17 protein-coding genes and 1 pseudogene are annotated in these 22,804 nt (G+C 52.0%); 5 read left to right on the forward strand and 13 right to left on the reverse strand.

The features are described 5' to 3' along the window. Positions 1–10: 10 nt before the first annotated feature. On the reverse strand, positions 11–481 hold the full coding sequence (gene ribH, locus OKC44_RS14000; RefSeq protein ID WP_016351731.1) for a 6,7-dimethyl-8-ribityllumazine synthase: 471 nt from the start codon (positions 479–481) through the stop codon (positions 11–13). Between the two features lie 197 nt (positions 482–678). Between ribH and OKC44_RS14005 the strand changes: the two genes are divergently transcribed. Next, positions 679–1,890, forward strand: a complete 1,212-nt coding sequence (locus OKC44_RS14005) for a S1 family peptidase (RefSeq protein ID WP_270813502.1) — start codon at positions 679–681, stop codon at positions 1,888–1,890. Between the two features lie 63 nt (positions 1,891–1,953). Here the strand turns inward: OKC44_RS14005 and ribBA are convergent, their stop codons facing one another. From ribBA to OKC44_RS14040, 7 genes and pseudogenes are all read right to left on the reverse strand, one after another. Further along, positions 1,954–3,063, reverse strand: a complete 1,110-nt coding sequence (gene ribBA, locus OKC44_RS14010) for a bifunctional 3,4-dihydroxy-2-butanone-4-phosphate synthase/GTP cyclohydrolase II (protein WP_016351734.1) — start codon at positions 3,061–3,063, stop codon at positions 1,954–1,956. A gap of 141 nt (positions 3,064–3,204) precedes the next feature. Beyond that, complete coding sequence (locus OKC44_RS14015; protein ID WP_270813504.1) at positions 3,205–3,858, reverse strand: riboflavin synthase; 654 nt, start codon at positions 3,856–3,858, stop codon at positions 3,205–3,207. Between the two features lie 54 nt (positions 3,859–3,912). Further along, on the reverse strand, positions 3,913–5,022 hold the full coding sequence (gene ribD, locus OKC44_RS14020) for a bifunctional diaminohydroxyphosphoribosylaminopyrimidine deaminase/5-amino-6-(5-phosphoribosylamino)uracil reductase RibD (RefSeq protein ID WP_270813506.1): 1,110 nt from the start codon (positions 5,020–5,022) through the stop codon (positions 3,913–3,915). Positions 5,023–5,118: 96 nt separating this feature from the next. After that, positions 5,119–5,568: a transcriptional regulator NrdR gene (gene nrdR, locus OKC44_RS14025; protein WP_010675395.1), complete on the reverse strand. Its 450-nt coding sequence runs from the start codon at positions 5,566–5,568 to the stop codon at positions 5,119–5,121. 122 nt (positions 5,569–5,690) lie between these two features. Continuing rightward, positions 5,691–6,023, reverse strand: coding sequence for an NIPSNAP family protein (locus OKC44_RS14030; protein ID WP_219279607.1), 333 nt, complete (start codon positions 6,021–6,023; stop codon positions 5,691–5,693). Between the two features lie 57 nt (positions 6,024–6,080). After that, complete coding sequence (locus tag OKC44_RS14035; RefSeq protein WP_257622368.1) at positions 6,081–6,533, reverse strand: hypothetical protein; 453 nt, start codon at positions 6,531–6,533, stop codon at positions 6,081–6,083. 153 nt (positions 6,534–6,686) lie between these two features. Then, positions 6,687–7,476, reverse strand: a pseudogene (locus OKC44_RS14040) (IS5 family transposase). A gap of 239 nt (positions 7,477–7,715) precedes the next feature. On the opposite strand from OKC44_RS14040, the gene OKC44_RS14045 reads away from it, so the two are divergent. From OKC44_RS14045 to OKC44_RS14060, 4 genes are all read left to right on the forward strand, one after another. Further along, positions 7,716–9,437 (forward strand): ATP-dependent nuclease, encoded by a 1,722-nt coding sequence (locus OKC44_RS14045; RefSeq protein WP_270813512.1) that lies wholly within the window; start codon positions 7,716–7,718, stop codon positions 9,435–9,437. Positions 9,438–9,439: 2 nt separating this feature from the next. Next, positions 9,440–11,065, forward strand: coding sequence for a UvrD-helicase domain-containing protein (locus OKC44_RS14050; RefSeq protein ID WP_113068874.1), 1,626 nt, complete (start codon positions 9,440–9,442; stop codon positions 11,063–11,065). 343 nt (positions 11,066–11,408) lie between these two features. Then, positions 11,409–11,663: a helix-turn-helix domain-containing protein gene (locus OKC44_RS14055; RefSeq protein WP_113068875.1), complete on the forward strand. Its 255-nt coding sequence runs from the start codon at positions 11,409–11,411 to the stop codon at positions 11,661–11,663. Next, a complete protein-coding gene (locus OKC44_RS14060; RefSeq protein WP_113068876.1) occupies positions 11,663–12,985 on the forward strand; it encodes a type II toxin-antitoxin system HipA family toxin in 1,323 nt (440 codons plus the stop codon). The genes OKC44_RS14055 and OKC44_RS14060 overlap by 1 nt, the downstream gene beginning before the upstream one ends. A gap of 332 nt (positions 12,986–13,317) precedes the next feature. Here the strand turns inward: OKC44_RS14060 and OKC44_RS14065 are convergent, their stop codons facing one another. The 5 genes from OKC44_RS14065 to gmtY all read right to left on the reverse strand — a co-directional run bounded on the left by OKC44_RS14065 (position 13,318) and on the right by gmtY (position 22,625). Beyond that, on the reverse strand, positions 13,318–14,787 hold the full coding sequence (locus tag OKC44_RS14065; RefSeq protein ID WP_270813517.1) for a hypothetical protein: 1,470 nt from the start codon (positions 14,785–14,787) through the stop codon (positions 13,318–13,320). Next, on the reverse strand, positions 14,732–17,296 hold the full coding sequence (locus OKC44_RS14070; RefSeq protein WP_270813519.1) for a hypothetical protein: 2,565 nt from the start codon (positions 17,294–17,296) through the stop codon (positions 14,732–14,734). Before OKC44_RS14070 ends, OKC44_RS14065 begins: the two co-directional genes overlap by 56 nt. A gap of 299 nt (positions 17,297–17,595) precedes the next feature. Next, positions 17,596–18,228 carry a gamma-mobile-trio protein GmtX gene (gmtX, locus tag OKC44_RS14075; RefSeq protein WP_219635176.1) on the reverse strand — a complete coding sequence of 211 codons (633 nt, stop codon included), beginning with the start codon at positions 18,226–18,228 and terminating at the stop codon, positions 17,596–17,598. After that, positions 18,218–21,154, reverse strand: a complete 2,937-nt coding sequence (gene gmtZ / locus OKC44_RS14080; protein ID WP_270813523.1) for a gamma-mobile-trio integrase GmtZ — start codon at positions 21,152–21,154, stop codon at positions 18,218–18,220. Before gmtZ ends, gmtX begins: the two co-directional genes overlap by 11 nt. Before the next feature lies 1 nt (position 21,155). After that, on the reverse strand, positions 21,156–22,625 hold the full coding sequence (gmtY, locus tag OKC44_RS14085; RefSeq protein WP_113068880.1) for a gamma-mobile-trio recombinase GmtY: 1,470 nt from the start codon (positions 22,623–22,625) through the stop codon (positions 21,156–21,158). Positions 22,626–22,804 lie beyond the last annotated feature (179 nt).

Raw genomic sequence — 22,804 nt, forward strand, 5'->3', positions numbered from 1 at the left:
TTTCTCCTCGTTACACGTCCAGCTGTTTCAGGACGTTGATCATTTCGAGCGCGCTCAATGCTGCCTCTGCACCCTTGTTACCCGCCTTGGTACCGGCACGCTCGATGGCTTGTTCAATGTTTTCAGTGGTCAGTACGCCGAAGGCAACCGGAATTTCATATTCCATCATTACCTGGGCCATGCCCTTGCTGTTCTCGTTTGCCACCAAATCGAAGTGATAGGTGCCGCCACGGATGACGGTGCCCAGAGCCACGATGGCGTCATATTGACCACTCTTGGCCAGCTTCTTGATGGCCAGGGGGATTTCGACTGCGCCCGGCACTCGCACCAGGGTCAGGTTGCTGTCCTGGACTTGACCTTGACGCTTCAGTACGTCTACCGCACCGTCCACCAGGCTTTCGTTGATGAAGCTGTTGAAACGGGCAACGACAATAGCAACGCGCGCCTCAGGAGCGGCGATATTTCCTTCGATAACCTTCATGGGAAATCCTGTCTCTGTGCAATCAAAAGGGGCCGGAGTCAAAAGTGCGCACATTCTAGCACAAAGGGGAATCGGACAAAAACATGCATCACACTTCTGGCAACGACAGCGCAATTGACTTTTTGCTTAACTGATCCGACCTGATAATAATACGCCACCCTACTACGGGTTAAAATAATAACACCAAGGAGTTCAGTATGTTGGATTTCAAACGCAGCGGCGTCGCACTCGCCTGCCTGCTGCCGCTGGCTGCTCAGGCCGATGCTGGCAGCCCGCGCATCATCGGCGGCAGCGCCGTGACAGCCCCCAGCTGGATGGTGGCCGTCGGCGAAGTCGTCAACGGCAATTGGAGCAATTTCTGCGGCGGCACCCTCATCGACAAGCAGTGGGTACTCACCGCTGCGCACTGCGTCGCAGAGGCCCAGTCCGGCCCCATGGAAGTGGCCATCGGGGTGAGTGATCTCAGCCGCCCTCACCTTCGCAGCAAGGTCGATCAGGTGCTGATGCACCCGGAGTATTACGTCAACCTGCTCATCAATCTGGGTTATCGCGACACCCCGAACGCCTCGGATGTGGCCCTGCTGCACCTTGCCACGCCCGTTACCCAGACACCGATCGCCATCGCCGACCCCGTCATCAAGGATACCTGGCAGCAGAACACGACCATGCTGCATGCCCTGGGGTACGGTGGCATCGACCCCAGCGCGACCAAAGCCAGCCCGCAGCTGCTGGCGGTGGATCTCGCCTATCGGGGAGACCGGGACTTCTGGTACGGTGACCCGACCACGACCCATATCTTCGCCGGCAAGCTGGCCGGTCAGGACACCTGCAAAGGCGACAGCGGTGGCCCGCTCACTTATGGTGGACAACTGGTCGGCGTGACCAGCTACGGGGCCTTCCCCTGCGCCACCGGCAGCGCCGGTGGCTATGTCTACGCCCCCGCCTTCAGTGACTGGATCACCGAGCAGCAGCAAGGCGTCACCCTGACCACGGTCCGCGGCCTGATCCTGCCTTCAGGCACCAGTGGCTGGGCCGACTACCTGCTGGCCAACCGCAGCAACCAGGCGGTCACCCTGAGCGGCTTCTACAGCGACGCTCCCGCCATGAGCAACGGCTGCGCCGCACGTCTGGAGGCGGGTCAAACCTGCACCCTGCGCCTTCGCGCCGATGGCAACAATACAGTCGGTACCCTGCGCGTGCAGGGCGTTGAACTCACCGCCACCAATGAACAGGGGGCGAGCCAGCGTCTTGAAGGGGCCTTGATCAGTCTCACCAGCGAGCCCACCAAGACTCCGGATACCACCACGACCACCACAACGACGACCACGTCAAGCAGTGGCGGTGGTGGCGCCACCGGATTCGCAGCCCTGTTGCTGCTGCCGCTGGCCTGGTTGCGCCGGCGCCGCTGAGGCAAAACAGCAAGGGATGACCGAGGTCATCCCTTGCTTCATATTCATTTCATCACATCAGACTTATTCGCCGACGTACTCCACCACTTCCAGGCCGAAACCGCCGAGGGCATGATACTTCTTCGGTGAGCTCAACAGGCGCATCTTGCCGACACCCAGCGCCTTGAGGATCTGGGAACCGACGCCGACCCGGCGCGAGGTGCCCTGCCACTTGGCCCCTTCCGGTGCCAGCCCCTTGTCCGCCGCCTCGAACCCTTTGACCCGGGCCAGCAGCTCGGCGCCGTGGGCTTCCGCCCCCAGGATCACCAGCACCCCGCCTTCATCGGCGATGCGGGCCATGGATTTGGGCAGCGGCCAGCTGCGGGCGCTGTGGCGATCGGTCAACAGCAGATCGCTCAGCACGTCGTGCAGATGGACCCGCACCAGGGTTGGCTGCTCGGCCTGAACCTCACCCTTTTTCAGGGCGAAGTGCACCTGGTTGTCGATGGTGTCGCGGAAGGTGATGAGGTCAAATTCGCCAAACTCGGTGGGCAGCTTGCACTCGGCCACCTTCTCTACCGTGGTCTCGTGCTGGTTGCGGTATTCGATGAGGTCGGCGATGGTGCCGAGCTTGATGCCGTGCTGCTCGGCGAACAGCTCCAGATCAGGGCGGCGCGCCATGGTGCCATCTTCGTTGAGGATCTCGACGATGACGGACGCCGGCTCGTAACCCGCCAGCCGGGCCAGATCGCAACCGGCCTCGGTGTGACCGGCGCGGGTCAGCACGCCACCATCCTGTGCCATCAGCGGGAAGATGTGGCCGGGCTGCACCAGATCGGCGGCCTTGGCGTTCGGTGCGACAGCAGCCTGCACGGTGACGGCGCGGTCGGCGGCGGAGATGCCGGTGGTTACCCCTTCGGCCGCTTCGATGGTCACGGTGAAGGCGGTGGAGAACTGGGCATTGTTGCGATCGACCATCAGCGGCAGCGCCAGCTGCTTGCAGCGATCCCGAGTCAGGGTCAGACAGATGAGCCCCCGGCCGTAGCGGGCCATGAAGTTGATATCTTCCGGGCGGACACAGGAGGCGGCCATGATGAGGTCCCCTTCGTTCTCCCTGTCTTCGTCATCCATCAGGATCACCATCTTGCCAGCCTTGATATCGGCAATGATTTCCTGGGTCGTGCTTAGCGCCATGGGCTACTCCATCAACATGCTGCGGGGATTGAGCCAGTCGGCTCGGCTTGATACTGCCTATTGTGCTCTAGATGGGGCACAGGAGGCCCCATTTCAATCGGCGCGGGATCACAGAAAAGCGTTTTTCCCGCCGAGGGGCCATCACAGGAAACCGGACTGGGCCAGCTTTTCCAGGGTCAGGGTGGAGGCGTTGCTCTCCTCGCGCTTGCCCGTCATCAGCCGCTCCAGATAGCGGGCAATCTGATCCACCTCGAGATTGACCCTGTAGCCAGGTTTCCACTGGGCGATGGTGGTCTCCTGGGCAGTGTGGGGCACTATGGTCAGCCGGAACAGATCCCCCTGCACCGCGTTGACGGTGAGGCTGATGCCGTCCACCGCGATCGAGCCCTTCTCGGCGATGTAGCGGGAGAGCTCGCCCGGCGCCTTGATCCAGTACTCGATGGCGCGGCCGCTGGCGGACTTGCTCTTCACCTCGCCGATGCCGTCCACATGGCCGGAGACCAGGTGACCGCCAAGGCGGGAAGTGGGCATCAATGCCTTCTCGAGGTTGACCCGCTCCCCCACCCTGGCGGTGGCGAAACCGGTGCGGGAGAGGGTTTCCAGCGACACGTCGGCGGTATAGCTCTTGTCGCCGAGCGCAATCACGGTGAGGCAGACGCCGTTGGTGGCGATGGAGTCGCCCAGCTTGACGTCGCCAAAGTCCAGGGTCGGTGCGTGCACGGTGAGGGCCATGTCCTCACCCTGGCGGCGCAGCTCGGCCAGGGTTCCCACCGCTTCGATAATTCCGGTAAACATGCAGATCACCTTGCTGATGACGGGGGCGGCACCGCCCCCTTTAACATTGATAAATCAGGCCAGTCTGGCCGTAATACGGATATCCGGCCCCACCATGCGCACATCCTTGATGTTGAGCTTGGGCGCCTGGAACAGCCGGGTCAGCCCCGGCAGGTGGAACAGGCCGCGCCCCTCATCCCCCATCAGTTTGGGAGCCTGATAGAGCACCAGCTCGTCCACCAGCCCCTTGTCCAGCAGGGCGCCGCACAGCCGCGGTCCCGCCTCCACCAGCACAGAGTTGACGTTCTGCTTGGCCAACAGCATGAACAGACTGACCAGATCCAGCTTGCCGTCCAGCAGCGGTACTTCCAGCTGCTGCACCCAGGCGGGCCACTCACCAGATGCCTTGTAGCGAGCCAGCAGTACCGGGCCCTCGCTCTGGAACAGCGCTAGATCCGGGGTGAGCCGGTTTTGCGAATCGACGATGACCCGCAGCGGCTGGCGCAGGGTCTCTTTGGGATAAGCGGCCTTGGCCGAGGCAGGCAGCTCGTCCCAGCGCACGGTGAGGGAGGCGTTATCCGCCAGCACGGTTTCGGCGCTGGAGAGCACCGCATCGTGGCGAGCCCGCAGCCGCTGCACGTCGCGACGCGCCTCCGGGGAGGTGATCCACTGGCTCTCGCCGCTCGCCATGGCGGTACGACCATCCAGGCTGGCGCCGAGCTTGACCGTCACCTGCGGAAACGCGGTACGCATCCGCTTGAAAAAGCCCGGGTTGAGCGCCTCGGCTTCGCTTGCTAGCAAGCCGAAATCGGTCTTGATGCCGGCCTCGGAGAGCATCCGCAGGCCGCGTCCACCCACCTGAGGGTTGGGATCCACCATGGCGGCGACCACCCGGGTCACCCCGGCCTTGATCAGTGCCTCGGCGCAGGGCGGGGTGCGGCCGTGATGGGAGCAGGGCTCCAGGGTCACGTAGGCGGTGGCGCCACGGGCGTTGTCACCGGCGGCATGCAGGGCGTAGACCTCGGCATGGGGCTCGCCGGCCCGCTGGTGCCAGCCCTCTCCCACCACCACGCCGGCTTTCACCAGCACGGCGCCGACGCAAGGGTTGGGGGCCGTGGTGTAACGGCCACGGCGGGCCAGTTCGAGGGCCCGGCTCATCCATTGGTAATCGTCTTGACTAAACATCTGGGCTCCTCTGACAGCACATCCAGGCTGACGCAATATCGTCGGTTCGCTTAGCGCAGCGTAATCGAACACGGCAACCTGGTTTGGAAGAAAGACTTACTTCTCCAGCTTGGCGATCTCTTCGCCGAACTCGCGAATATCTTCAAAGCTGCGATAGACGGAGGCAAAGCGGATATAGGCCACCTTGTCCAGGCTCTTGAGCTCGTCCATCACCAGGTTGCCCACCAGCTGGGAGGCGACTTCGCGCTCGCCGGTGGCGCGCAGGCGGGACTTGATGTGGTTGACCGCCTTTTCGATGGCCTCCATGCTCACCGGCCGCTTCTCCAGCGCCCGCAAGATGCCGGCGCGCAGCTTGTCTTCGTTGAACGGCTCGCGCGAGCCATTGGATTTGATGACGCGGGGCATCACCAGCTCGGCCATCTCGAAGGTAGTGAAGCGCTCGTGGCAGAGCAGACATTCGCGACGGCGGCGCACCTGATGGCCTTCGGCCACCAGACGGGAATCGATCACCTTGGTATCTACCGCACTACAGAAAGGGCAATGCATCGGACCTCCGGCGTTGACGGAAAAGGGCGCCGGCCCCGGGGGCAGGCTCTAGGCCAGCCAGTGTAGCACGGCCATCCGGAACCGGTAAAAGCCCGTGGAAACAAGGGATGTGACAGATGCCATCAGCAACCACGGAGTGCATCAATGGCAACATCAGACAACCAGAGCACAGTATTGGCGTCGCTCTCGATCAACTCGACAATGGCTTCTCTCGGACCTGTCCGCCATGCTTCAGTGGCATAGAATGCCGCCTGTGAATGGTTCAATTCCTCAAGGTCATCGTAAGCCCGCATCAAAAAATAAACGTCCGGATCATGTAGGGAGGGTCCGTGATTCACCACATCCATCCCCCACTCACGATGTAGAGGCAAACTCTGTTCTGCCACCAAGCTATGAAAAATCGCTCCACTCCCGGCTTTGAGCCGATAGTTCCGAATCTCTAGCACTCTCTTCACTGAGCTATCTCCTGCAATCCATCTCTTGAAAAATAGTGTTTCCGATGTTCACCCTGACTATCCAATCAACCGAGCTCCGTCGTCATAAGGCAGGGTATCGGGGTCGCAGCCCTGATAATCGGGTTCGGGATCCACGGCAAAGCGACGCGCCTCGATATGGCTGTGGCCCAGCAGCAACGCCTTGCCTACCCGGTGCATCCCATCCATCACCCGACCGGCGCTGTCCAGCAGGATGGGATAGGCGAGATCGGCCGCCATCATCAACTGACAGTGCGCCACCACGCTGCGCACCGTGGGACTGGCGGCGTCATAACCGTACCAGTGCACCTGATCGAGCTCGGCAATCTCGCCAAGCGCCACCGCCTGCACCGGCAGATCGCGGCTCAGTCGTACCAGCCGGCGCACGTCCCAGGCCAGCAGCCCCTGTTCGCTGGCTCGAAAGTGGTACTGGGCGCGGATCGCCTGCCTGAGCGCAGCCTCCAGCGCCTCGTCTTGCTGTTCACTGGTCATGGTCAGATTGCCTTGCCCGCTATGCTCTTCGCCCTTCAGCGTCATCAGGCCCTCCTGTGTTGCCAAACGCTACAAAAAACAATGCCACCTGTGGTTCTGCCGTATAAAAATGCAACTATGACTGCAAGAGAAAGCAATATCAGTGAGTTGTAATTAGTAATAGTACGAAATGGTCACAGATATACCTGTGGCCATTTTTCCGCACCTTACCCGTTTCGTTGGTATAAAAGCAGCAAAACTTCCCGCCAGCTTTTCATACATCGTTGAGAATCGGCGAAACTTCTTCAGCCATCCGAAGCACCGTTCGACCACATTTCTCCTACGATAACGAGCTTTGTCTAACACCAGTGGACGTCCCTTATGGCACCGTTGCTGGTCGCAGCGTTGCGGAATGACCGCTTTTATCTTTCTGCGCCGGAGTTCTGCCCGCAGAGCCCTGCTGCTATAGGCCTTATCTGCGGCAAGATGTGTTGGCCGAGTGCGATAACGGCCTGATGAAGTCGGGATCCTTGCCATGGCCAACGCACTTGTCGCATATCTGATTTCCGCTGATTGCCCCGGCGAAAGGCAGAACCCCAGCGGTAAACCATTACCATCAGTGACCAAGTGAATTTTGCTGCCAAAGCCACCACGAGAGCGACCAAGAGTTTGATTCACCTGAGTGTTTTTTACGCACTCCGGCAGCATCTTTGGATGCCCTGACATTGGAGCCGTCAATGCACCACAGGTCGAAGTCGATAAGCCCTTCTTCATTGAGATGCAGTTGCAGCCCAGCAAGGATGGCATCAATACGACCTGTACTCAGCCAACGTCGAAAAGAGTTGTAGACCGAGCTCCATGGGCCGAAACGTTCTGGCAGATCTCGCCAAGGTGCGCCGGTGTGAAGTATCCAGAGAATGCCATCAAGCACTTGGCGTGGCTCACGAGTAGGGCGTCCGCTTATGCGGCGGCATAGAAAAAGGGGCTCGATAAGCCCCCATTGTGCATTGGTTAACTGGTAACGACGGGACACTGCATAGTGTCTTAAGCTGTTGAGAAGAATTGAGATTATATATTCATCACTTTAAGAACACAGCCTAGTGGGGTAACGTACTACTCGTCAAAAATCATGGTTCTCCAAATCGCAGGGTCTTGTCATTAGCAGGGCCTCCACAACAATTGGCACGACGCTCCGTTCCCCTTATGAAAATTGACTACGTCTACCTGAACCAGTACCGCAACTTCGCTGACGCGCACATTAATCTAGCCAAGAACAGCTTGGTGATTGGAAGCAACGATGTTGGTAAAACCAACATGATCCATGCGTTGCGGCTCTTGTTGGATAAAAGCTTGTCAGAGGCCGATATCGAACCGACAACACGTGATTTCCATTGCGCGCAAAATGGCACGCAGGCCGATCACTTCATGATTAGAGTTGCGTTCTCTGAAGTCACTCAGGACGCCGTACTTTCCCAGCTAAAGGGCTTTGTCAGTGCTACTGGCCATCTCTTCCTTGAGTTTCGGGCCACTAGGGCAGACCACAGCTATGAGATCGCGGCAGGTCATGACCTCTCTGCAATGGAGGTTATCCCTAGCCGCTACTACATGAAGCATCTTCATCTGAAGTACATCCACTCTCAGCGTGACCTTATGCGGTATATTCGCTCGGAAAAACGGCATCTTTTGCGTCTTGCACAGGAGGCACGCGACGATGCTCAAGTGGATGCCGATGCCATACAGCTGCAAACTCTTCAGGGCCTACTTGAATCCGTTAATGCTGGCGTGAAGAACCTGTACTACGTAGCTGAGGCAACCCAAGACCTCAACAACGAACTAAGGGCACTCTCACACCATAATGCTGGTTACAATGTCTCGCTGGATACCGGTGCGATAGGTATTGAGCAGTTCATTGAGCAGTTGGAGCTAGGAGCCAGTACTAACGGCTCGCGTGTAATGCTCGGTGGTGACGGTCGTAATAACCAGATCCTCCTAGCTTTGTGGAAGGCCAAAAGCGTGCTTGAGCACGATCAAGACAACGAGGTGGTAATCTATTGCGTCGAGGAGCCCGAGGCGCACCTACATCCTCACCAACAACGAAAGCTGGCGAGTTACCTGATCAGTGCGTTGCCTGGCCAGACCATCGTTACCACACATTCCCCTCAGATTGCTGCCAGCTACCGTCCCGACTCAGTCGTCCGCCTACTACGCCACCACGGAGGGTCCCGAGCGGCAAGCCAAGGTTGTTCAAATTGCATCGATAGTGCATGGACAGGACTTGGATACCGAATAAGCATCCTTCCTGCGGAAGCATTTTTTGCCTCGGCAGTAATGCTGGTCGAGGGGCCTTCAGAAATGTTGTTCTACTCTGCGCTGGCACGCGTACATGGCTTCGATCTTGATCATAGCAATGTGTCACTGCTGTCTGTGGATGGAGTGGCGTTTGAGGTCTACAAACGAGTACTAGACGCTCTCGAAATTCCATGGGCTGTGCGGACCGACAACGACATCTCCAATATTCTGTGTAGTCACAATGGAACTCGAGTGACACTGCGCAACCTGGCGGGTATGAACCGCGCTCTGTCGCTGGCAGGTATGCCTCATCAGCCTCACCGTCAAGTACCATATGATCAAGCCGCCTCGCTGGCGGATGGTACTTGGAATACTGTAAGTGCTGCAGTGGCACCCTTGGGTATCTTTCTTTCACAGATCGATCTGGAGAACGACATCGCCGCCGAACTCCCAGGCTTGCTGGCGGGGTTCAATGGCTACACAGCATTGCCTGACGCAATTACTTACCTACAAGGCAAGAAAGCCATCCGCATGCAGCAGTTCATTGAGCATTGCGGGGGATCGCTACGAGCGCCTCCCGATGGGCATCTGTTGCAGCCGCTGATTTACTGTATGACCGCTGCTGCGCAGGTTTAAAAATGGATACCTTCACGTTTAGTGCAGAACAAACACAGGCCATTCAATGTACGAGCAATATGGTGATAATGGCTCGTCCCGGCAGTGGGAAAACCAGCGTTCTGTCATGTAAGGTTAGAAACCTCGTTTCAGAGTTGCGTAGCCACCAAGGTGTCATCGCCATCTCCTTCACGAACAAAGCAAGCGATGAGCTGGAGCGTCGCAGTAAAGCTGATGCTTTCGACGTAAAGGGTTCTTTCTTCGGCACGATCGATGAATTTTGCCTACGCGAGATCGTGTTTCCGTTTACACGACAGTTGATACCTGTTGCCACTCCTACCAAGACGGTCAAGGTCATGGAGCTGCCCGAAACGGTAAGGCTTATGCTACCGGCAACGCCGATCCAGAATGGTACCGTTGAAAATACTGCCGAGTTCTTGCCGTTCTTGCAGGCGGCATTGGCTCTGGGATTTGTTCCCCTAGAGACAGTGGGCATGCTTGCTCACTATGTGGTCGAGCAATCACCTGCATGCCAGAACTACCTCGTTGCACGGTATAGCGCCGTATATATCGATGAGTATCAGGATAGTGGGTACTTCCAACATCAGCTATTTCTGAAGCTGAAGTCTCTAGGATTGACCGCTGTTGCAGTCGGAGATAGCGACCAGTCTATCTATGGATTTGCGCACAAGGATTCGAAGTACTTGATTGAGCTTACGGCGCCAGGCAGTGGATTTGTGCACTTTGCTATTACCACTAATTTTCGAAGCCATCCCTCCATCAATGACTTTGCTCTTCGCCTGCTCGATCCGAACTACCCTATTACCTCGTCGAACGATATGAGGGTGCTAATCAAAACGGTCGATGGCCACCAGGGCGCGATGGGTATGTGGTTGAATACAGCCATTCCCCATTTAATGCGGTTTTATCAGATTGCTGCAGCGAGTAGGGTAGCTGTTTTGTGCCGTCATCAGCACTCAGCACGGTTAATTGCTGACCATATTGGTCTTTCCCATCATCTTGTCGAGGAGAACCCTTTCCAGACTGCACCTGCAACGGAGGCAAGTCTTTTCTCGGATTTATTGAGGTTGCGATTCGATTCGAACTTGACAGCAGAGGCGCTGATTGAGCGATCTGGCGCGACCAAACTAGCCGCTAACGAACGACGTGCGCTTCGACGTGCGATCTTAAGTTGCCGCTCTTGCTTGGATTACGAACTAGTTGCGGTCGCATTGAATGCCGCCACATGCTTGATGAGGCAGCCGCTTTCGGCGGAAGGTACGGCGGAGCTTACGGTTGTTTGCGAAGATCCAGACAAGCTCCGTAGGCTTCAAAGCTCCAGTCTCGATGCCATTCAGATCATGACACTACACAAGGCGAAAGGATTGGAGTTCGACCTCGTTTTCCATGTTGATCTCTACGATCACGTGCTGCCAAAGCGCACTTATCCGCGAGGACAATATGGTGTTTTCTTCGAGCACGAAATCCAATGCCTGAATCTTCATTACGTGGGAGTTACACGAGCAGTTAAGGCGTGCGTATTGATGACATCGAACCTTCGTGTCAACGGACAGGGGGAAGTTAAGAACGGTGCACCTTCGCAATTCATTGGCCGGAACGGTGCAAATGCGATGCCCATTGATTGGTAACGCCCGTGATGGGAGAGACACGACACACCATGTAGTAGTCGCTGACGTTAATCGGCCCCTAATTACGTTGGGTCATAAACTGCATCTTGGAGCATTGCTGCCTGTGAAAATTTCTATCTTAACCATGGGGATGTTACAGGGCCCGAATAAGGTCCTTTAGGCTGTAGATGCGAGTTATACACGCTGTAGGCAGTAAAGCTAAAATCACCTGCTATAGCGTGTAAACCTTGAAGTACCCGCTGTAGCGTGTAAACTTTAAGATACCTGCTGTAGCGTGTAAACCTTGAAATACCTGCTGTAGCGTGTAAATTGAAATAACGTCAGCAACCGGGTATATCAAATCATGAAAGTAACCAGCGCGAAGCAGCTTAGTGCCTACCTCAAAGATGCCAGGCTTTTGCAAAAATATTCTCAGGGCAAGGTTGCCGACAAGGTTGGCATCAGACAAGACACCGTCTCCAATTTTGAGCTCAATCCAGAATCAACCAAGTTGGATACCTTGTTCAAAATCCTCGCCGCGTTGGAACTATCCCTTGATATCAAGCCTCGAACCGATCCACCGGATAGCCCTTCCTCAGGCTGGAAAGAGGAATGGTAATGGCTAACCTTTGGGTATACATGAACGGTTACCGAGTGGGTACCTTTACCATGACAACTAGCGGTGCCCACCAATTTCAGTACGATGAGTCTTGGGTAACACTGCCGGGTAGCCGCCCCATTTCTCTCTCTATGCCGTTACGGCAGCAGTGCTATCGAGGCGATGAGCCCTATAACTTCTTCGGCAACTTGTTGCCGGATAATCTAGAAGTAAAAAACCGGGTGGTAGCACGCTACCAAGCCAACTCAACCCAATCTTTTGATCTGCTCAGCTGCATTGGTCAGGACTGCGTAGGTGCATTGCAACTGGTGGCTCAGGGTGCCCCTACGCCTGATGTGAAACGCATCGAATGTAAACCGCTCTCTGATGCTGAACTGGAGCATATCCTGACTAGTTACCAACAAGGGATCCCTCTTGGGATGGTCAGGGAAGTTGAGGATTTCCGGATCTCTATCGCCGGGGCTCAGGAAAAGACCGCGCTACTCTATCGTGACAACCGCTGGTACTTACCGAGTGCTGCGACCCCAACCACCCATATCATCAAGTTACCCATTGGTAAGATCGAGAGCCACTCTTACTCGATAGATCTCTCCCAGAGCGTGGAGAACGAGTATCTCTGTACCCTGATAGCTAAAGAGTTTGGTCTTCCCGTCCCGCATTGCTTCATTATGCAGGTAGGTAAGATCAAGGCTTTGGCAGTGGAGCGCTTCGATCGACGCTACGCCGCTGATCGTAGCTGGATCATGCGTCTACCCCAAGAGGACTTCTGCCAAGTATTGAATGTACCGTCAGTACGGAAGTACGAGAGCCATGGTGGGCCGAGTATTGCTGACATCATGACGACCCTGTTGGGGTCTGCCACACCGGAGCAGGATCGTTACCTGTTTATGAAGTCTCAAGTGCTGTTCTGGCTGCTGGCCGCGACTGACGGTCATGCAAAGAACTTCTCGGTCTTTATAGAACCGGGGGGAAGCTTCCGACTGACACCATTTTACGACATTCTCTCTATGTATCCTGCATTTGGTGGTCGAGGGTTACATCCCCGAGATGCCAAACTGGCAATGGGACTTACCGCATCCAAGGGTAAGATATACGCGATAGACCATATATTTCCCTGCCATTTCTACCGTACAGCCAAAGCCGTTGGCTTTGAACAGGCGAAGATGAAACGGATTATCGCTGAGTTCATCGGCAATCTGGATATGGTGATATCGAACGTTCGTGCGAAATTACCTGACACATTTCCCCCCCGAATTACGGAGTCCATCTTGAAAGGGCTCACTACTAGGATCCAACGCCTTGATCTCTCCTCAATCGAGTGAATTGACACGAGCCCCTGAAATTTACCAAGAAAACTAGGTTATCTCCTCAAAGTAATAAAACTTCAATCGTAGCAATGAGGCGTGTGTTTTTCACCATCTTGAAAACGTAGTCTACGGGGGCTGTCCAGTTTTCCCTTGGTTTCACTTCTGTTTCAGATTAGAGCCTATAGTAACACTCGTTCTTAAAGAACGATATCGTGTCGAAAATTAATGAAGCCACATCATTAAAAATTTAACATCCGGTTAAATTTATTCCAGTGACATTTGCCCGCTCATTATATCTGAGTGGGCAATAATTAATTTTTATTTTTAAAGTATTGCTAATATAGGTGTTAACGAGAGTAATGACTAGGTTTAGGAAAACCACCTCGGATTACAACCACAACGATAGCAATTTGAGTTTGACCTACTGTATGTGGAAATACTTCGATGTCATCTTCAACCACTCCAATTGGAGCTGATTTTGGCGAGGATTCAAGCACTGATAGTATTCCAATACGCTTACCTAATCCAATTGAATAAGCTGCGGTTTGATCGAAATATTTTGAAAAATCCTTTGGAAAAAGAACCTTTTTATTTTCAACTTTTAGCTCCAGTGGAATATCCATAAATGTGAGATCTGTAATTCCTCCAGCTGCTTCTGGGTGGCCTTGTAAATACTCTCCTATATCAGCTCTACTTCTAAGCATCTCAGCAATTTTTTTCTGAAATTGCTGTTCAAGTGTACCTGAATCGAATAAGCTCACTTTAAGTGCTTGTGCAGCAATATTTCCTAACCCGCCTAGTAGCGTCATTGTATTCGCAATATCATCTGAATGCGCCCGGAAAACTCTTAATCTATCTCTTATTTTTATAAGATGCCTATCAACGTTTGAAAAGCCACTTAATGGATGCTGTCCTACATTACTTCCCTCAAGTAATAAACGTCTATGGCCTATAACAGTAACAGTTTGGCCGTTATCTGAATTGTCAAACTCTGCAGCATATAAAAATTCATATGGTCTAGAACCAAATGAGTTTGCTATTTCTAGAACAACTCGGCCGGTTCCTTTCAATGAGAAAGGACCTTCTCCCTCTGGTTTCTCAAACTTAAAGTCAGGTAACCAACCTCGTTCACGATCATCAATTGTTATTGGTGTCAGTAGAAGTATATTTGCGCTCTTAGGCCAATTTGAAACTCGAACCTCTAAGGTTAGATCATACGCAGTTCCTGGCTTAAGATAATTCCATTGCTTAGCGGGCTCTCCATCAATATCAAACTTCAGGAATGCTATGGTAGTATCTAATTTTTCCTTTTCTGAATTACTATTAGATGTCACTGGTAAGCGGGATCCAGTAATACCGTCATATCGAACATTAGCAAACAATAGAAGTGGCAAGGACCATTGCTGAAGGTACTTTTGTAGCGTGTTTAATTCTTTCGGTGCACTTACATTGCTAACATCCTCAAGGAATTTTTTAAGTCGCTCATCGCTTGAAAAACTCAAGGTCATATCGATATCTGATACTTTTAATTTTGCTGAGTTTAGGAACCTTTGAGCATCAGGCTCAGCGTTACGGATAGCATGTATCCACTCAGCTAATGACAAAAATATTGTAACAGCTGCATAATACGCACGATATTTATCCTCGACCTCTCCAGGCCCAAGTTCATCGATCGCCTCTTTAAGCTTTAGACATGCAGCTTTCAGACATTTTAAATCATCTGGAGTGGGCTTGAGGGCTCCATCAAGTGCAGTTGCAATCTCAATCCTCGGAGAAAAAACTTGGTGGAAGATTTCTATACTGGGCTTGTTCTGCATTTTCTTTCTCCAAATCTACTAAGAGGTTATTCCATTTTTGAATTAATTCAATATAAGGCTTACCAACTTCTATAGAGTGTTCGATGCCAGCAGCTTCTGCAACTAAAGCGGCTTCGAGTCTCCAGTGCATATTCTTGTTATCTGTCGGAATGCCCTCTAATAATTCCTGAAAACAAGCGTTGGCTGTCATATTATCACCAAGCTTGCTAAATGCAGTCACATATACCAAAGCTTCAATAAACTCTTGAGGTCTAAATGGCTTAAGGGCATTAAAAGCTTTTAAAATATCCTCTTTACAACTTTCAAGCTCATTGTGCGAAGCCCTTAAAATTACAGAGATGCAGTCATCAATAGAAATGCTACGAGTGTAATCATCCTGAATTGCTTTGAGTGCTACTTTGACAAATCCAGGGACACCATCAAAGCGATAGTGCAATCGGTCAATGGCATGATAAAGCGTGTCACCATTAAAACTTAACAGTATTCTTGAAAGAAGCAATCCAATATTGCCCTTCATTTCTTGTTCTGATAGACAAAGCGAGGCAAAGACATCAATACAATCAACGACAAAATCATCTTGCTTATCACTCTCTGAATAATAAGAAATTAAATTCCAGAGATGTGCTTTGATCAGATGTCTTTTTTCCTTTGGAAAGGATCTTCTTCTAAGTGAATACACGGCATACTTATGAACAATAACGTATTTATCCATTAGTAAAACCGCATAGGCTTCAAAGAATAAATCAGGAAAATTACTCACCAAATCATATGGTACATCCTCCCATGCTTTTATAGCGTGTGCACGAACCAATGTACTTTCATCCATAAGCGCACGATACCAATCGGAGAGCGTCATCTTTAAGCTCTCAACCCCAGTTAATAGCTTTGATACATGAGCAATCATGTTTCCACGCATCTGAGTTTGCTCTTCTGGTATTTTTCGATATAGACTTAGATAGTCTTTTATCCCTTCCTCCCCTTTATGTTTAGCTCCAATGGAAGCCCATTCAATCAATGATTGTTGCAAAACATCAATGGCCGAAAGTTTATTACGCTTATCTAAATGGTCAAGAAAATTCTCTTCTACTTGCAAGAGATTATCTTTATCTATTTGCTCATATTTTTCGCTTAATGTTGCTGCAGCGCCTATAAGGTCATCAAAATTTACGACTGCAAGTTCTGAAAACTCGTCCCTAGAGTGTCTGAAGAATTGCCCCGCATCATCCATACCATCTTCAGGATTTTCTACAGCAGCCCAAAGTAACCGTCTAAAGGCTATTTCTTGTGGCTTTCCCACTTGAGCTTTTTTTCTAAAGTTATTTCTTAGAACAGATATATAGGTTCTGTTGGCCTCTTTTCTTCCGATACTGTCTCTGTCGGCAAGGTAAGCTTGAATGAGTTTATCAGTCACCTCAGGATATCTATCTAAGCACCTTGTCGCAGCTTCCCGAAGATAGTAAACAACACTGCTATTACGTCCTTCTTCTGGTAAAAGAGTTCGCCTGCGCATCAGTTTAGCAAAGATACTCTTGATATGCCTTAGGAGTAATTCGTCATTATCAACAGCAAGAATAATCTCAGTGGCAAATTGAATTTTTCCTGGATTACTATCTTTTATGAGGATATCAACTTCGGTGAAAACACACTCTCTCTTTTTATTAAATAATGACTGGATAGGTGTTTTATTAAGTTTTTTTTGCCCAAACCCAATCCCAGGTGGTGATGCAATGGCCATCGATACAAAACGAAATAATATTTTGATAAAATCAGTTTGAGTTAGGTTTTCTGTTTCTGACAAAATTACTTCTATTGCTGATGGCGTATCTGTACAGTTGTTCACTAAATATACGGCAACTGATAATTTTTCATCTGATTTTAATGGTGTTCTCAGTAGGGCTTTTGCAGCTGAAATTGAATATGGTAATTTTTCATGTAGCACCGCTGGTAATATATGCTCAATTACTTTACGAGTGAATGCCTCTGGAGCAAGATTTGCAAGTTGCTCCAAACGAGGATCATCATTCATTATCTGTTCATGATCTAGTTCGTCTAGTAAATCGAGAACAAAAGTCTCTTCAAGAGAAAGACATTGCCGTAATCTTTCCCGTTCTTGTTGCCTGATAAGCAGCTTCTGCTTCCTATGCTTTTCTTCTTCCCTGCGTACAGATTTCCGCTCTTCAGCAGCTCTCTCCCTGGGAGCAACAAACTCCATAATATTGGGAAATCCAGCAGGAATGCGTTTGTTGCAGTCCTTACAATGATCTTTATAAAAACTGTAAATTGAATCTTCCAGTAACCAGCTGCAGATAGAACTTTGCTTAACATGTTTACATTGAACACCCATGTGACCAATGGGAAGCCCCATTTGAGCCTCGATGAGGCCAACCCCCCCTGTTCGGATGAATTCAGCGTGAGTACACCAATTGTTCAATAGGTTTAAAGCCAGAAGATTGCTTTGGCCTGCTTTTATAGCCTCTTCAAATCTACGCTTTTCTTCAAAATCATCCATTCAGCTCCTCCCTAAAAATGTGTAACCATATGCAAGTATCCTTAGATATATTACCGAATATCTTTAGGCGAATGCTATTAGTCACTGCGGTAGTGGAGAAGGTACTGTTGCTCATTTAGGAGAGACGAAGAAGCATGAACGCTTCTAAGTTATGTCTATGTAACTAGGATTTAGTTGGCTGCAACAGACACAGATAGGTTTCGAGGTACGCTAGGTAACCGCTGGTCGGTATCGAGTTACTCCAACCTTCCTAGTTCTGGAGCTATCTACATTTGACGGTACATTCAATCAAATGATGCTCATCCAATAATTTTTCGGATCGCTGAAATAAATCCGATCTTGAAAATTGGTCGCCCATTGGCAGCCAAAATGCGGCCATATTCATCAGTCTGCCAGCCTTCGTCTTGCAAAAGTTGTCCGCTGATCGCATGCCGCAATGCTGTTTGTTCTGAATCTGTGAGCCCCTGCGAGATAGGTAAGATCTGTATAGTGTCCTGCAGGTGGCTTGCATTCTTTACAGTCAGGTCTATGACGACTTCGGTATGAGCTTTGAGTAGATTCACCTCACCGCGAAGCTTTTTGTTCTCGGCGAGTATCGCGCCCATCACCGCTCGGACAGCTGGGTCGGGGATCTTATCGAGCACTGCATAAATAGGATTCTCGCTAACCCTACGAACCTTGCGGGTCACACCGCCAGTATAACTAGCCCATGCCTTGATTAACCCCTTAAAATCATCTCCGGTTTTATTATGAATAGTTGATTTGACTGGGCCACCATGCTCTTGGGCAATCTTGGATATTGTGGCTACTGAGAAATCAGTACTGCCGCGCTCATGTTGCTCCCGGCACACGGCATGAATTATATCGAGGTTCTTCGCTTTGCGCGGTGTTGCGTTACTCTTAAGTTGTTCCAGCAGTTCGTCAGGATGCATGACTATCTCCATCATGTAAGATGGTACGAGCAGCATCAACTAGTTGTCGGGCTGGTGTACCACAAACTTGCTCGGCAAGCACATCCCAAGTTTCTTCGATGAGCCCTATTTCCCGCAGACTGCGCTGACATTCAACGAACTCAAGCGCGCCTTTGAGCGAGCCGGTGCGCGCCTGAATGAGCTGCATAACTGCGTTGCCCGCTTCCAGTTGTTGCTGGGGAGTTAGACGGAAGAAGATGGGTGGCATTTTGTTAAACGCCAGCATGCTGTCGAGTAATTGGGCACGGCGTAGGGAGGGTTTTCTCGCATCAATTTCAGGGTAAATTATACAGTTTTCGCACAGCACTTCGAGCTGGTGCAATTCCGACTTCGTCTCAGTGAAACCCATCTGAATGTCGTTCATCCCGCCTACCGCGACCAGTTTGATCCCTTCCTGATTTACTGACCCCAGTATATCTAGTGAACGCTTGATCAGGTAGTACGTGGCCTGGAGATCATTGATGACCTTGCCCATCGCTTCTGCTTCCGCTTCGTAACTGTGCGAGAGTTTTTCCAGCTCACGGGTTTCCGGAAACATCCGGCCTTGGCGCTCGCAATTAGCTCGGCGATTTTCCAAGAGAGTAACTTCCTCTTGCAGCGCATTGTGCCGCTCAGCACGCTCATGCGCTTTGTAACTGAGGGAATTGAAATGTGCCTGCAAACCAGGCAAAAATGCAGGGCCAGAAAGAAAGAAGCGGCAACGCACACAGTTATGCTCTGGGTAGCCAGGGACTGGGGCATAGATTTGATCTTGCTGGCGATCCTTGATGCGCTCTCCGCCCACATCACACATCGAGCCGCCAACCGGGCAGATCCCCTTATCATCGAAGACAAAGGTTGCTGCCGACTGGTGGCCAACGGCAGCATGCATTGCATCCACGCTGATACTGGCAAATCGCTGACTGACTTGCTCCATGGTTGCATCCATCAGGAAACGGCGGTGATTAGCCTCCTCAGTAGCCAGTGTTTTGCGTTCGGCAGTGTCTAGAATTTCCTTCATATAAGCATGCCCGAACTTAGTATAATAAAGCGTCATAATGAGGCGCGCATGGCCGGCAATCAACTTGGAGACCACGGCCAGCGGCAACTGCAGGTCGAGCACCAGATAACTGATAAGGGACACTCGCAGTGCATGTAGGGGAAAATGAGTGCCATAACCAACAGGGTTAATAAACTGGAGAGGCGTACCGTCATCCAGTGTTTCAGCACGCGCCCGACAACGTTGTTCCAGGCGGGCTAGGAGCAGATACCAGATGTGGTCGAGTGCGACATTATTAATTGGCTTTTGTCGGCTGATTTTGTCCGAAGCTGCTGCGTTCCTGAACAGGAAGCAGGTAGTTCCATACCCCTCTAGCACTTCCGGGTGAGGAGGTGTGCGGCCAAAGTGCTTCGCCTCCAGTTCAGTCCATGCTATCGGCGAGCTGATAGGATTGTAGCGTTCTTGCCAACAGCGCAGCTTCGCCAGCCAATACAGCACAGCCTCGTGGGCCCAGGGAATTAAATAGCCCCTAGCATATTCTGGCTTACTGCTGTCTGCTGTTTTATTGGTGTTTATGAACAAACCCGCGCCTGATTCGTTCGCACTTCGATGAAAAACGCCGCGCTGATACGGTCGCGTGTCGCTGCCAGTAGCGAGCGGTGAATCATTGAGTACGAAACGGCCGCCCTGTATGACATGTTCATAGCGCCAAGTATCGGCTTCTCCAGAGTCTAGCATTCGCACTTGGTAGGTTCGTAGTGGCAGCTCCAGCTTGAGATAGAGCGCCACTGCACGAACCGGCGACCAAAGTTCAGTGACCTTGCCTATAAGTTTGAGCGTATTTTGCTCGTAAAGGGTGGGGTTTCGTTTGCGCCACACACAGTCTGGATCGTCGTAGTTGACCATTGCCGGATCGACCCGAAACCAGTCACCACCACGCGCTCCAACCGTCACTTTTTGCCCCCAGATCCAATCGCGAAAGTGTGGGCCTTCGGCCAACATTGTCCGCAGCTCTTTAATGTAACGAATGGACAACGCAGCTTTGACTGTTTCCGTCGGCATGGCGATACCAGACTTAGTCAACCGTGCAATCGGGTTGTGCAGTTCATGCGGGATGAACCTATGGCCATGGTCGCCCTCAAGTGAAAGCTTGTCGGCAAGCACCCAATCGAGAAAATCGGCAATATGGTTATTTACCCTGACTTCATTGTCGGTTAATTGGCCAATATCACCGCGGCTCTTAGCTTTAACAAGGATCTCGGGGAGAAGTGGCTTGGGCGTGGTACGGGTCAAGAAGTCAAGAGGCTGACGCGACAAATCACAGCCGATAATGTAGGTAACCAAGAAGTGGTCAAGGGCATAACGACACTGTGCCACGGAGGTTTTCTGCTGACTCAGCCATTCAACAGCAAGTACCAGCCAATTTTGCATGCGGGGATCACGTATTGCCACATGTGCAAAACTGAGATCTGCTTGTTTGCCAGTTCTTTGGGCTCTGAATCGCGGGAAGAGATGGTGGAGATGCGGTGGCACCACCCGATGGCCCTGTGCGTCGGTTTCAGCTAGGTGGGAGCGCAGTACCCAGTCGAGGAAATCTGAGATATGGTCATGAAGAATGACGATCGATGGGGAGGTATAAAACTTCCATCCAAGTGTTTCACACAGGTCTGGCAATCTAGGCCCGGCTTCGAACAGACTTACTGGATTCTTATCCAGTTGCAGTTTATGCAGGTAACTCACGAAAAAAGCTGTGATTGATAGGGCCTTACTTCTAGCGCTTTTCTGTGTGGAGCACCATTCGATGGCGAGTACCCGCCACTGCTCAAAAGCCGGATCGATCTCGAGTAGGAAGCGAAACTCAGGGTCAAAATTTAGATCGGTGCCCTTGATTCTTTTACCATCAGCCATTTCACTTTCTCCTCGCCAATTTCGGGCTCGGACCGCTCATCAGCCCCAGTGGGTCAACATCACTGAAACCGTATTTCAAGAAGTCTGGCGGCAAGACTGTATCGGCTTGCTCACGTGTAGTGGCCTCTTCCAACGCTCGAACTAGCTTTGCACGATCGGGTTCGGTGTAGACCACCTGAGATTCCAATGCCTTGTGATGCAGCGCCTTCTTCCGAAAAATGGGGTCAATCCCTGCGTCCGCTAATGCTTGGCCGTAGGCGTGGCGATGACCATGTGGTGAGGTACCCATAGCTTTAGCAACTTGTAGTCCGATACGCTCTACAGCACGCCGATGCTGGCGCTCGAATGAGTCTATTGCGTAGGGCTTACCTCTCTGGGTAACAAAGGCAAAAGGGTGATTGCAGACCAGTTGTGCCCGCTGTGCCATGTAAAATATCCACAACTGCCAGAACAATTTTCCGGCCCATTGCGGGAACCAGTTGACATACATGAAGTGTGATCTCGAATCGAGCGCATTGCCTTTCCAGCCCGCAAACTGTTGAGCACTCAGGGCGTATTCGTTGCGAGGACGCAGGCCGTACTTTCCATTCAGATAGGTCATGCGATTACAGTTCCTGGACTTGCCTCTGGCATCAGGCCAATCTGGCGGGGCAGTTCCCAGACTCGGGTGGTAGATTCGTACCAGTGCGCGGTCCGGGTGGATGGGATCCGGCACTACATCCTGTACGAAGAGGTGAAACGGCTCGGACATGCGTAGGCCACCGTAGTGCATCAGCAGCGTGATCAGGATATCGCGTAGGTTCAGCCGCTGCTCAAGGCGCGGGCTGTTCTGCTGACCGGGTACGATGAAGCCCCTGAATATCAGGTCTGACATGCGTTCATCTGGGAATCGCTTGACTGCCTCATGGTCGATCACCGGCGTGCGCTGTAACAGGACATTACGGGCGCGGGTCATCTCGAGCGACGCCTTGCCGCGATTCCAAGTATGCGCTAGGAAGGCACGGTCACACTTCTGGTACCAGGCTGCCCACGCTAGCATTTCCTCACTGCGTGTGGCCTCACGCCACGGGTTGAGGGGCTTAGCGTTCAATTCACACGCCATCCAGTCAGAGAAGCCGGAAATGCTGTTCGTCAACATCCGCACTACAGTTAGGTTACGTCCCTGCCAATAGAGGCCGCTGGGGTCGCTCCCATCCTCATCTACTGTGCCGGTGTACAGACGCTGGCTGAAGACTTCGAATAGCTCTTTCGGATCAGCGAAGCAATCATGGTTCGCGGCCATGTAGTCGAGCAGGAGACCAACAGCCTGTGCAGTCTTGGCCATCCAGGCACTGCTGCGTACCTGAGCATGAGCTAGGAAGTAAGTGACCAGCGGCCTTAACGGGCCATGCTCGGTCAGGATGACAGGAATTTCGGTGACAGCGCCAGAGTGATCACGATGAACCTTACCGCGTACTGTCGTGTGTTCCATTACATCTCCTTGCGTGACAATTGGTGGCGCCACCACTTATCGCAGACCGATGTAGCTTTGGGTACATCTCAGATGAGAGCCTATCTAGCTCTTACCCATAGTGAAACTAAGGAGGAGTAGTAAGTCGATTACCATTAGTACTAATAATGGGCCATAGCTATAGCTTGTCAAAAATGAAA

The sequence above is a fragment of the Aeromonas sp. S41-2 genome, from assembly GCF_027705845.1.
In the GTDB taxonomy this organism is placed as follows: domain Bacteria; phylum Pseudomonadota; class Gammaproteobacteria; order Enterobacterales; family Aeromonadaceae; genus Aeromonas; species Aeromonas hydrophila.